Annotated in this window: 12 protein-coding genes and 1 pseudogene; 4 read left to right on the plus strand and 9 right to left on the minus strand. The window is 58.4% G+C overall.

Annotated features, from left to right (window positions below; translation table 11 throughout):
* Window positions 1-545: 545 nt before the first annotated feature.
* From IVB27_RS10475 to IVB27_RS10485, 3 genes and pseudogenes are all read right to left on the minus strand, one after another.
* Window positions 546-900: pseudogene (locus IVB27_RS10475) on the minus strand (hypothetical protein); the annotation flags it as partial.
* Between the two features lie 133 nt (window positions 901-1,033).
* The gene (locus IVB27_RS10480; protein WP_247443413.1) at window positions 1,034-1,300 is read right to left on the minus strand and encodes a hypothetical protein; all 267 of its coding nucleotides are present in this window, start codon (window positions 1,298-1,300) and stop codon (window positions 1,034-1,036) included.
* Window positions 1,301-1,304: 4 nt separating this feature from the next.
* Entirely contained in the window at window positions 1,305-1,730 is a 426-nt protein-coding gene (locus IVB27_RS10485) for a hypothetical protein (protein ID WP_247443414.1), read from the minus strand.
* Window positions 1,731-1,879: 149 nt separating this feature from the next.
* On the opposite strand from IVB27_RS10485, the gene IVB27_RS10490 reads away from it, so the two are divergent.
* Window positions 1,880-3,742, plus strand: coding sequence for an acyltransferase family protein (locus tag IVB27_RS10490; protein WP_249811398.1), 1,863 nt, complete (start codon window positions 1,880-1,882; stop codon window positions 3,740-3,742).
* A gap of 1,081 nt (window positions 3,743-4,823) precedes the next feature.
* Here the strand turns inward: IVB27_RS10490 and IVB27_RS10495 are convergent.
* The gene (locus IVB27_RS10495; RefSeq protein ID WP_247443422.1) at window positions 4,824-5,054 is read right to left on the minus strand and encodes a hypothetical protein; all 231 of its coding nucleotides are present in this window, start codon (window positions 5,052-5,054) and stop codon (window positions 4,824-4,826) included.
* Window positions 5,055-5,249: 195 nt separating this feature from the next.
* Between IVB27_RS10495 and IVB27_RS10500 the strand changes: the two genes are divergently transcribed.
* On the plus strand, window positions 5,250-5,654 hold the full coding sequence (locus tag IVB27_RS10500; RefSeq protein WP_247443424.1) for a hypothetical protein: 405 nt from the start codon (window positions 5,250-5,252) through the stop codon (window positions 5,652-5,654).
* Window positions 5,655-6,332: 678 nt separating this feature from the next.
* On the plus strand, window positions 6,333-6,509 hold the full coding sequence (locus IVB27_RS10505) for a hypothetical protein (RefSeq protein ID WP_247443425.1): 177 nt from the start codon (window positions 6,333-6,335) through the stop codon (window positions 6,507-6,509).
* A gap of 1,090 nt (window positions 6,510-7,599) precedes the next feature.
* Here the strand turns inward: IVB27_RS10505 and IVB27_RS10510 are convergent.
* The 3 genes from IVB27_RS10510 to IVB27_RS10520 form a co-directional block, all read right to left on the minus strand.
* A complete protein-coding gene (locus tag IVB27_RS10510; RefSeq protein ID WP_247443426.1) occupies window positions 7,600-7,776 on the minus strand; it encodes a hypothetical protein in 177 nt (58 codons plus the stop codon).
* 630 nt (window positions 7,777-8,406) lie between these two features.
* Window positions 8,407-8,631 (minus strand): DUF6894 family protein, encoded by a 225-nt coding sequence (locus tag IVB27_RS10515; protein ID WP_247443427.1) that lies wholly within the window; start codon window positions 8,629-8,631, stop codon window positions 8,407-8,409.
* Window positions 8,632-8,636: 5 nt separating this feature from the next.
* Complete coding sequence (locus IVB27_RS10520) at window positions 8,637-9,404, minus strand: Crp/Fnr family transcriptional regulator (protein ID WP_247443428.1); 768 nt, start codon at window positions 9,402-9,404, stop codon at window positions 8,637-8,639.
* 449 nt (window positions 9,405-9,853) lie between these two features.
* Here IVB27_RS10520 and IVB27_RS10525 point away from each other — a divergent pair, with 449 nt between their 5' ends.
* The gene (locus IVB27_RS10525; RefSeq protein WP_247342407.1) at window positions 9,854-10,057 is read left to right on the plus strand and encodes a cold-shock protein; all 204 of its coding nucleotides are present in this window, start codon (window positions 9,854-9,856) and stop codon (window positions 10,055-10,057) included.
* Window positions 10,058-10,266: 209 nt separating this feature from the next.
* Here IVB27_RS10525 and IVB27_RS43265 read toward each other — a convergent pair whose 3' ends face one another.
* Both IVB27_RS43265 and IVB27_RS10530 read right to left on the minus strand, forming a co-directional pair.
* Window positions 10,267-10,569, minus strand: a complete 303-nt coding sequence (locus tag IVB27_RS43265) for a helix-turn-helix domain-containing transcriptional regulator (RefSeq protein ID WP_345946859.1) — start codon at window positions 10,567-10,569, stop codon at window positions 10,267-10,269.
* 51 nt (window positions 10,570-10,620) lie between these two features.
* Entirely contained in the window at window positions 10,621-11,391 is a 771-nt protein-coding gene (locus IVB27_RS10530) for an outer membrane protein (protein ID WP_247352239.1), read from the minus strand.
* Between the last annotated feature and the right edge of the window lie 280 nt (window positions 11,392-11,671).

An 11,671-nucleotide genomic window follows, 5' to 3' on the forward strand; every position in this document is an offset into this window, starting at 1 on the left:
CCGAGGGAACAATATAGCCACCGTCCGAAAGCGAACAGAACAAATTGCCGATTTTTCCTAGGCTCAGGACGCTTGGCCTTCCCCTAGGTCCAGGCACCTCCAGCGGCCCCGGCTCCACACCTCAAAAGCCCCCCTGGCCGGGGCCGTCTCTGCCCCGCTAGCGATACTTCCGCAGGTGGAGCAGACGAAGCGCCCCTCGAAGTTGGACGGCAATTTTCGTTCCGAGCCGGAACTGAACTTACCTTTTTCGGTTTTTGGAGTCGTCGTTAATGGCACAAGGAATGACTCCATGTCTCAGCGACGCCGCAGAGTGAAGCACAACCGGTCGCTTGAAGAACGATTGGGCGAGCACGCCACTCAGCTCAAAGAACAAGCTGCCCAGCTCCCCCCTGGTGCTGAGCGCGAGCGGCTTCTCAGGAAGGCGCGCTTAGCTGAGACGGGCGCGCATCTGAGCGATTGGCTGAACTCGCCTGGTCTGCAACCCCCGGAGTAAGCCGCCCGTAAATGGACAAGGCCGCCTCAGTTGGCGGCTCCTCAATTATCATGGCGCCGCGCAAGGGGAGGGCGAGCTGGGTCGAAGTGCCGGCTGGCGTTGGTGGCAATAAAGGCCTGCAGAGCAGGCGAGACCTCGGCGTCGGTATCTGCCGCCAGCTGGGCTACAGCGTCAGCAAACTCAGAGGTTGCGTCCCGTGACCAGCCTTGGCTCGGATTGAAGCAAACGATCCTAACCGGATAGGTATATTGGCCGGACAGAAGATGCTGCAGGACAGTCGCCATGTCGGTGTCGGCTTCATCCGTCTCGCGCCAGGCGCATGCGGCGCCGGCTCCGAAGTCCTCGAGCACGAGGCAAATGTCGCGGTCCAAGCGATCGGCCGGCACGATCGAGGGCGAGGTACGCATACGCATACTCCGAAACTACCGACGGCGGAGACACGGCCCCGGCTTCAGGGGGGCTTTTGGGGTAGGGCCGAGGCCGCTCCGCCGGCCCGGGGGAGTCGGCCTAGAATCAATTCCCCTGAAGAAGGCGAAGTTCCTAGTTCAGGAGATTTTTGCCCGGCGTCAGCAGACGCACATAGGTCCCGCTTTCGTGCAGCTCGAGCCAGCCTTGCTGGACAGCATACTTGATGGCGGCGCCGAACTCGCTGCCGTTGCCGCCGAGCGTAGACATAAATGGCGCGTTGACCTTCTCGATGTGGATGCGCCCGTCCTGGACCGGCTCGATGCTCGCGGCGAGCTGGACCAACCGGCGGGCCGCGGCTTCGGGATCCGCATAAGGACGTTCGGTCGCAAATTTTGCCAATGCTCTACCGCTCTTCGCTCGGGTGAACCCATTTATAGGGCGTGATCTGTCTTGTCTTGGTTAGTTTGATCATGCGGGCAGGTGACGCGTAGCGAGTGGTGCGGCAGGAGCGGCACTTCAGCGAAGCTTCGAGTTTCCAAAGCGGCGTATCTTTGGGCCGGCGGATGGCATCGAGTGGCAGACTGGCGCGCGTCTTACAGCGGGCGCACTCGACCTCCAGCCAGGCAAGCCCGCCGTTGAGGCATTGAGCGATTGTGGGGGAGGGTTGGGCTGGGCCGCCGTAACCTTCCATCCGGACGGACCAAGCTTCAGCCTCGGCCCGGTCTGCTTCGCGCGCAGCCTGTTGAGCGCGCTGGCGGGCCCCCTCTGCGCGGATCTTCGCGCCCATGATCTGGCCGCCCCAGATGACCTCTCGCGACTTGGTGCTCATGCCGGAAGATTCCTCCGGCGGCATCCCGGAGGCAAGCCGCTAGGTTTTGTAGCTTCGACGGACGGGAATGCCACCTGTTCGTCAAGCAAGACTTTGGAGAGCCTGCATTCGGCTTGACCAGAAACAATTCGCAGTTAGCGTGCGCCGTCATGGGGGCACATCCAGAATATCGGGCTGACATCGACGGGCTGCGGGCGCTAGCCGTGGTTGGCGTTGTCGCCTTCCATGCTTTCCCGGAACTCTTGCCCGGCGGGTTTGCCGGCGTCGACGTGTTCTTCGTCATATCCGGCTATCTGATATCGGGCATCATCTTCGATGAAGTCGCCCGAGGGTCGTTCTCCCTCGCGAGCTTCTATTCGCGCCGCGTGCGGCGCCTTTTCCCCGCGTTGATAATTGTGCTCGCGAGCGTAGCTGCGTGCTCCTGGTTTGTCCTGCTGCCGGCATCTCTCGATATGCTTGGGCAGCAAATCGTCGCCGGTTCAGCGTTCCTCGCAAACTTCTATTTCTGGCTTCAATCTGGTTACTTCAGCCCCGACGCCCATACTCTCCCGCTGCTCCATCTTTGGTCGCTCGGCGTCGAGGAGCAGTTTTATATTTTCTGGCCTGTGGCCGTCGTGCTGCTCGCAAGCCCCACGCGATGGCGTGCGGCTATCTGGGTCGTCGCCGTTCCGTCATTTATTCTCTCGGTTGCGCTGGCCTCGCATCGAGACGCTGATTTCTATTTGCCGTTCACCCGAGCATGGGAATTGATGGCCGGCGCTCTGGTCGCTTGGCGGTTCAAACAGCGCCCCGGCGCCAGGATCGACGGGCCCGAGTTGCTCGTCGCCTTTGGTCTGTTCCTGATAGTCGGCACATTTGTGTTTTTAAACCAGAGCATGGCTTATCCGAGTTGGCGAGCCGCAGCGCCGGTTGCTGGCGCGGTGCTTGTCCTCGTCGCGGGAGCACGTAGCCGCCTTGCCTCTCATCTGCTCTCTAATCGACTGGCCGTTTTTACTGGCAAGATCAGTTACCCGCTTTACCTTTGGCATTGGCCGATTCTTGTTCTCGCGGTCGCTGTGAAGTTCTTGCCACTTACTTTGTTGGAACGAGGCGCCGCCGTCATTTTCTCTTACGGTCTGGCTTGGACAACCTTCGTGTTCGTCGAGAGGCCATTTAGGTTTGGACGCGCCGCACGCGGCCGGATGCAATATGCCTTGCCCTCCGCGATGATTGCGGTTGCTTTGGCGGGGGCCGTCTTCGCCAACTTCAATGGTTTCACGTCGCGATTTCCCGCCGATCTGCAAACGGCCAACTCCGAACGCCCTGAAGCGTGGCGAACTGGGGTCTGCCTTCTCGACCTTGGCACTAGCGCGGAGATTCTTCCTGAGTGCTTGGAGGCCGTACGTCCCACACTTGCGGTATGGGGAGACTCGACTGCCGGCGCTCTCATGCCGGGCTTGCGGTCGATGCAAGCGGAGTATCCCTTCGGGATTGCGCAGCTCACTGCTAGCAGCTGCATGCCGCTATTGGACGGATCGCCTTCGGTCTGCACTCGTCATAATGAGGAGGTTATCAGGACTATTGCCAGCATCAGGCCAGACGCTGTGCTGTTGCACGCAAATGGTCCGCTAAACCAAGTTGAGAGGACAGGGTGGTCCAATACAATCGCTGCACTTAAGTCGGCGGGGGCCGCGGTAATAGTGCTCGGGCCCGTTCCTTCATGGAAGCGCGGCTTGCCTGAGCAACAAATCGCTTATTACATCACTCGCCGCAAAATGTTGCCGGAGAGGTCGTCCCAGTTCGTGAGCAATCTGTGGGATGAGGAAAGCGCGCGCACGTTCTTTGCGGAGCACGGAGCTAAATACCTCTCCGCCTGGGAAGTGTTCTGCGAAGCGTCGGGCTGTCTTACCCGAATTAGTCATCAGGGCCCGACCGCAATAGACGGCACGCATCTTTCTGCACCTGGATCACGCTACCTAATCCGGTCGATAGAAGCTGACCTCTTCACGGCGCTGCAACTTCGCGGGCCCTAGATCATTTCGCTGCGCGGCGCGCCTTGCTTTTGCCCCTCACTCCCATTCCTTCCTCAGTTTCGGGCAGGAACGTGATGCCCGCGGCTGATAGTGTCTTGTACACGGCGTCGATATTGCCGCCGCGTGCTGCCGGGAATCCTCGATGCGCTGGATTGTCGAGAACCCCACGCCAGACTTTTTCGCCAACTCCGCGAGATCCAGGCATGTCCGCATTACTCAAAGTGCCCTCGGCGGCTCGGAAACGAGGATCTGACAACCGAGCAAATCGAAACTGAGGTTAAGCGTGAGAACGCCGTTGTAGCAGTTGCGGACCAAATACTGCGTCACGCTACGCTGCAGGTGCAAGCTGCGAAGATCATATCCGATCGTGGGTTATTTCATCGGGCAGATCCTTCGTCATAAGCGCCCGAAGAAGTGAAGGGCGCTGCGCCTCCTCGGCTTCACGAGCAACGCCCGAGAGCAGCAGTCAGTGGAAGGAGTCGACGATGAGTTCGCGTTTGCGATCACGTTGTTGAATAGCATGGGCCCTCTCGTTTGGAGGGAGCCCGTCTGAGGCGCAGTACCACGCCGAAATGCGGGGCGAGCGATCTGTGGGCTCGTTTGGAGGAGCGCCAAAAAACTAGCGTCCTGGCTTACCGAGAGAGGCCGCCTGCGCTCTTGAGCATGGCATCGAGGGCACTTTGAGTAATGCGGACATGCCTGGATCGACCTTTTGGAACCATGTCGGACTAATCTGCGTTCACGTTTAGCCTTCCGCGCATGCGGCAGACATTGATCCGGCCTCAGCATATCCCCCCGGTGCCGCTGAGGCCGTTTCCTTGTTGGTCCGACCTAACGCGGTGCTTGGGCGTTCTTTCGTTTATTGTTGGCAGCGGGAGCGCGCCGGTTTTGACCCGCAAGCCAGCTTCATATCGGATCTGCACGACCTTGAAGGCTGGCGGGGCGATAGGCGCATTGCGCGCCTCATGCACCACACTCGACCGTGAGACCGCCTCAGTTGGCGGCCTCCTGTGCTTACGGATGATCCGGGGCGAAGTAGCTAGACTTTAGCGCCACGCTCTGCTTCGACGCCGTGCCGCTATCAGCGACATACGCGAACTCGTTTGACGATGCGGCGGCCGTGATAGCCGCGGGTCACTACGGTGCGCGTCGTACAGACTTTGCGGGGGACGTAGTGATACCGCACGCCAATGGCTTCCGAGCGGGCGATGCCGTTCAGCGCGGGGTGGCCAGGGAGTGCAGCCGCTGGAGCTGTAAGCGCAGGAACTCCGAGCAGAGCCACAGTTGCGAGTGCATAGATGATTTTCTTCATTGGATTTTCCTTCACGCGCGGCCCCGAGGCTGTTGTAGGTTGCGCGCATGAATGCGCAATGAACGCCGACCACCATCACTCCCATCTCACAAAGGAACCGAAAGCTAAAAGGCCCTTCGCCTCGGCCGCCTGAAGCAACTAAGGCAAGCTTCACGCGTTGGCTTGGCTCGCCTCGAAACTCAAAGAGTTTACATCATGGATGAGCCGTCGGCTTCGGCCGGTGTCAGACGATCAGTATTCCCCTGGGTCATTGTTGCCATGGTCATATTCGCGTCGGGGGGCGCCGCCTTTTGGATGAACCAGAAGATTGAAGTCCTTCAGGCGGCGGTGGCTACGCGTCAAGAAATCAAGATCGACAAGACCGGGCAAGCCATAGCCACACTTCAGCGAACCACGGAAGAAATCCAGATCGGCCAGCAGAAATTGAGTGAACAAGTCAGTGAACTTCAGCGCAGGGTTGCGACTGGACAAGGAGAGCGCAAGCTGCTCTCGGATCAGCTGGGTTCGTTTGGCGAACGGCTGAATGCACTGGCATCTTCGAGGGCTGATCTGAACTCGACCGTACAGCAACCGCAAAAGAACAGGCGTAGCAAACAGTAGCGATCACTCAGGTCATCAATAGCCGCATTCACATCGAGAAGATCAACGCCTTGTTCACGCTCTGAACTAAAGGTGAGCTCAGGACCGGCATCAATTATGCCGTTTCGATCGCGGCTATTTGATGCTCCACCAGACGCGCCTCAGCGCAAGGGATAACCATGCTGCCAGAACCACGCAGCAGCCGATTCCTATATAAGGCAAAGCAAGGCGCATCGGGCTTTCCTCTCCGAGAACCGAAGATATAGCTGCGGTCTCGCAAGCGCCCGCCACGAGAGAGATCGTGAAATCTGAAGTTGCAATCGGAACATCCAAGGGTCTACCGCGCACACTGGGCCAGCAAGGCGAAGAGGAGGAACGAAGGTCTCGGGATCAGATTAAGTCTCGCCGGCTAGCTGCCTGTCTGGGGCACGGCTTCGTGCTTACGGATGCGGACCGGGGGGAGTATGCCGCAATCAAAGCGGCATTCGATGCACCTCGCAAATTATCAATCCGTAGGGCTTCGGAACGCGCGCGAGCTACTGCGGGCAAAACATTGCACATGAATCGAACCGGCCCGGCCTGGCCTGGCGGGAGGACGCGGGGTCAGTGTGGGATAGTGTGATTGCGGCAGGATAGCTGGCTTGAACCTGGGCACCATAGGCGCATATTCGGCGGATGCTCGAGCAGCGACCAACTTTCATGGCTCGTAAAAATCCCGGACTTGGCTGGGGGGTCGATATTCTGTGGCCCGACGGCGAAACGGAAGCAATCAAGGGCTTTATTACGGAAGGCGACGCGGTCAAGTGGATTGCTGAGCACGAGCACTCTAAGCCGTGGCAGGGAAACACGAATCAAAAAGCATCCCGAGCTCCTTAGAAACCCCCGCTCACCCTCCGGAAAATCGCGGGCCATCGGCGGACTCCCTAGACTTGACGGCGACCACGCGGCGGGAGTCTGATGCGCCGGCATGGGGCGACATCAGCACGACATTGACGAACTCGCGCGCGCTGTATTTCCTATATAAAATCTTTGCTTGACCGATCTCCGGTTACCACGTGGCCGTCGTTGCCGGTGCCGTGTTCTGCCCACCTGGCGCAGTCAATCAATCGATATCGGATCGCCATCGGCAATGGCACCATCAGGGTAACATTCGCAGATGCGGCAATACGAGGGCTCAACTTCGCAAGCCGATGACACCCAGTGAGAAGCTGGGGCGATAGCACGGAAGTTCGTCATCGGGGTGGACCTCGGCACCGAAGCGCGTTTGTGCGTGTTCCCTTGAAGGGACCGTTGAGACGTGCTCGATAGCCTCAAAAGGAAGTTCAGGCTCGCCTATTGACCTTGCCGCAGGAAACCGAACACCACACCAACCTCGATTGGGTCGGCGTGTGCATTGACAAGCCTTTGCGGCGCTTCTTTCGGCATTGACGTGATGCTCGGTATGTTCGGCGTCGCGGTCTACACCTGCGAGCAATTGAATCTGCGTGGTATCCGCTCAATCTGATGACCAGCAAGAAGCACGCGACCGGGTATGGTAACGCGAAGAAGCCCGACATGCAGGCGGCGGCGGAGCGGCGCTGGGGTGTGAAGATGGGGAGGCGAAGCGCAGGCGGCGTGGGCAGGCGCTTACGCGCTGGACCTCGATCGATTCTGACAGCGGGCAAGAAAAGGCCCCAGCCTAAGGAAGGAAAAAGACTGGGGCCTCTGGAGGGTCTCGCGCTTTCTGGACGCGATGACTTAAAGAAAGCCCAACGCGTGAACTGCCGTTCCTAAATGACTGGGGCCAGCGCGGCCCCCGGCCTCCTTAAAAATCCGAAATGAAAAGGAATTGCCAGCCACGGTCGCATTATTCTCGCCCCAACTTGGATTAGACAATCACGATTTCAGCGTTCCAGGAAGGGGAGCCATCTACTTAGCTTTGCTTGCCTCGTATCTGCGCCATATGGCCTGATAGGCGACACATCTACTAAAGATGTGAGCCAGTGCTTTCCATGAGCCACGGAAACATCGTCCGCAGCTTCGGTCGACGGCTCATGACGATGAAGATGCCATCGCGGGTTTTCTTGTCGGCCATTACGCGTGCATTGGTTGATCTTTCACCTTTACGCTGCAAGGCGTTGAGCGGCATCCTCTTATCGGCCATCCAGACGTCGGTCTTCTCCCAATGGATGGCAGGCAGTAACCTTCTCGGTGGCGCCGGACAAGAGGCATCCATCTGCGCGAGTGGCCTTTTGCCTCGTGAGCAGACGTGATCGGGCCGCTGAAGACACGCCACTGCGTGTGATTGCGGCAGGTGCAGTTAAAAGAACTGTCCGTGGTGACCGGTCTGCTTTTCAGGACACGGGTGCTACGAACGTGGCAGCAGCGATGTGAGAGAGGACAATGCTTACCAGGTAGATGAAGTTTCAATGCATCGCCGTCGGCAACGACACCGCCGCCAAACGCCGCACAGCGGGAAGGGCGTGAACGAATGTGTGTCACGGGCGTGTAAGGGGGTGGATAGGGGTGTCCGCAGCTTCAACACCAATCGTTTCTCAGCGACCGCTCGCCCCCAGTTTCACGCGCGTCTGCAAATCAAATGTTGAGGGGGGCACCGCGTGGCGCCTCGTCTGCCGCCGGCCAATCGCTGGCGACCGCGAGCCGGTCGAGGTCGCGCTCGTACTTCGGGCGCAGTTGATGAAGAACATCAGCAAGGTTTCAAAATGACTGATATTCACAACGCTCCACTAGACGCCACCGAACCGGCAACAGATGCAATTGAGGGGGTTCGTGTTCAAGTCTGCTCGATCGCAGCAGAGACACTCAAAACAGGGCCAATGTCGTCCCTGACCAGAATAGCTATCCTCCCAGGCCGACCAGCAAAAGTGAAGTCGCGCACGGCCTCGCCCAATGCGATCGTCGCCATCTTTCGGGCCGCATCAATGCTCTCGAATTCCTCGCCCGCGCGGTCTACGGTAACGAGTTCCGCTTCATGGTAGTCGAAGTGGTATCGGGTCATGCCGGCTAAATCAGTCCGGGTGGGGACGTTCCAAAAACTTTGCTGAGCTTTGATCCTTCGCTCGAATTCAGCTCATGAAGATATTCAGCGCTGAATTCGGCTACATCCATAAGCTTCTGTGGGCGGAGCGGAGTCACGGTTTGGTTCTGCCATTCAATCAGGCCCTCACGCCTGAGTTCCTGGATCGTCCTGTTCATATGCACGATTGAAAGCCCACATGCGTCGGCAACATCTTGCTGCGTGAGCGGAAGTCGGAAACTGCCGTTGTCCGCCAGCCCAACGAATTCCATGCGGGTGATAAGCTCGCAAAGAAGATGCGCGACTCTACCCAAGGCTTGGCGCGATCCGAGATTCTCAACCCACTCGCGGTAAATAGCAGCATGAATCAGCGTCTCGCGCCAAAAAGCGTGCGTGAGCGCGGGCGATTCCGTCATCGTCTTTCTGAGATATGAATGGGGGATAGAGGCTATCGTCGAACTGCCCACGCTGCAAAGATCACAATCCGCGACCGGCAGATGCAGGGTAGGCAGGTCGGGCATATCGCCGGCTATGTAGAACGACGAAATCTGGTTTCGAGCGTTCACCACTCTTTGCCGAGACAGAAGCCCGCTCATCACAACAATGCAGACGCCAGGCTTGTCGCCCTGGCGCAGGACGTATTCGCGATCTCCAAGGGATTTCACCCTGTATGGTATGCGTGTGAGCCTAAGTTGATCTTGTTCAGACAGACCGACCACCGCGCGTAGGCGCGCAATTAGCTTCTGATGCGGCATTGGATGCTCCCGTGCCATGCAGGCGGGAGCCCATTGGTCTCTCAGCCACCGACGCCTACGGACAAGCCTTGGCCAGTGATGGCACGTTAACGCACGCTATATGGCCCTGTTCCAATTAGAAATCGGCGGTTCTTGAACCGGAAATTGAGCTGGCACCCATGTCTTAGTTCGGTCATTGAAATCTCACTTGTTCCTTCGCATCGGTCTAGCGGGGTTCGGCGCGTTTACCACGGCCGGCAAGCCGGTAAATGCCGCTTCGACGCGGAGCCTCTCCCAAATCATCGGCCCATCCATTTTCTCAGGCTTGCTCCTAGGCTTAGCGAACTGATGCGGACGCGCGTCGGTTCGATCGTGTCGGGTGGTCCAAGGCGCGGGCGCGTGTCGCGACCAGCCTTTCTTTGGTCAAAGTTCGAGCACTAGTTTTGGTTTTTGAAAAATGGAGAAGTTAAGTGGCTATAGGCACCGTCAAATGGTTCAACCCGACGAAGGGATACGGGTTCATTCAACCGGATTCGGGCAGCAAGGATGTTTTTGTTCATATCTCCGCAGTTGAGAAGGCTGGTTACACTTCGCTCGCAGAGGGAGCTAAGGTCAGCTTCGACGTTGTGAACAATCGCGGAAAAGACTCGGCGGAAAATCTACGGATAGGTTGACGCAGCAGCCAGTCGCTACGAGTGGTCGCTAGTCATTGCTTGCTGTTGGCACTCGCCGCCCGTTCGACGGCCGGTTGATCAGTTCGGGTGCCGCGGGTGGTACTTTGAAGGACCAAACCTTTACACGTGCTATTTCGGAAGCCCTGTGTCCACGCGCGAGGGCCGAGATCACAACATGGGTCTCTTTAACGACCACGACGCTGATGGCATCAAAAGGTAGGCGATTGCTTGCGACGTCGCCGGGGGACTACCCTGATCCCCAATCCCATGGCCGTGAGCACACCAACAACAGTCGAAAAGTTTGGAAGCCGTTCGTTCCCGAAGGCTCGATAAATGCTCGTTCGTTGCAGACCGGCTTCTCTTGCGACTTCTGAAATGTTGAAGTTGTCTAGCGCCTTCCCCATGGCCCTGCAGATCGTGCGAGCTTCGGCCGACTCGAATGCCTCGTTCAGCTCGTTAATTAACTGCGAGGGTACGACGGGACTAAATCTTTTCGTCATCTCGGTCTCCATAACAAAAGGGCCGGCTTTAAGCCGGCCCTTCGTTATTAAATCGAGGTGCGCTCAGTAGTGCGCGATGCTCGGACCGCCCCAGCGATAGTTCACGCGGACGAGGCCCATGTCAACGTCTTGGCGAATGCGGTCGCTCCCGGCGAAACCTCCAATGGGCGTAGTGAAGTCGATCGTGCGATCACCCAGGAAGATGTGATTGTACTCGACACCAACCGACCAATTCGGTGCAAAACCATATTCGAGGCCCGCGCCGACGGTGCCGCCCCAACGGGTTTCACGAGCCGACGAGAAGAGCGCACCGGTCGGAATATCGAACACATCATACTTGTCGCCGACGACCGCGGCGCCGCCCTTGACGTAGAACAGAACATTATTCCAAGCGTAGCCGACCTGACCGGTGATCAGACCGAACGAGTCGATCCGCGAACGGTTGCGAGTCCCAAACCCCGGGATCGCGCTGACGTTGTCGCCCGAGAAGTCAGCCCAGTTGCCCTGACCTTCGATGCCGAACACCCACTGGCCCGACTGCATGCGGTAGCCGATCTGGCCGCCGACCGTGCCGCCGACGGCATTATGGCAACCTTCGGCTGCTAGAGCACCCGGGACGCCGGTCACAACGCCAGTCGCATCCACAAAATCCCAGCACTTGTGGCTCGAACCACCGCCACCGTTGATGCCGATGTAGAAGCCGCTCCAGTCGTAGATGGCAGCGACCATCGGCGGAGCTTTGGTGTAGGGACGTGCAGCGAGGTCGGCCGCACTGGCGGGAGCCGACAGGCCCAAAACTAGTGTTCCGGCTGCGGCAACTAAAAGCTTCTTCATGCGAGTGTCTCCCCCGAAACGAGTTCAATGAATCGGTGTATTCGCCCACCTGCAAGAGGATAGTAATTTGGTCAGGTGCACGTGGCTGTAGCTGAGTTGCAACACTCGCAGTTCAAAGCGAGGCCGGATTCTCGATACACATGAACTAGGGTCTGTTGGGATTCATCTGGAGTTTATCGCGGCCGCGGCCAGATAGATCATTGAAGTGAAGCTCTGGTCGGTCTTGTCGGCGCGCATTGCGATGCGCTTGAATTCCTTGAGCTTGCCGAAGAAGTTCTCG

This window comes from Bradyrhizobium sp. 197, from assembly GCF_023073375.1.
In the GTDB taxonomy this organism is placed as follows: domain Bacteria; phylum Pseudomonadota; class Alphaproteobacteria; order Rhizobiales; family Xanthobacteraceae; genus Bradyrhizobium.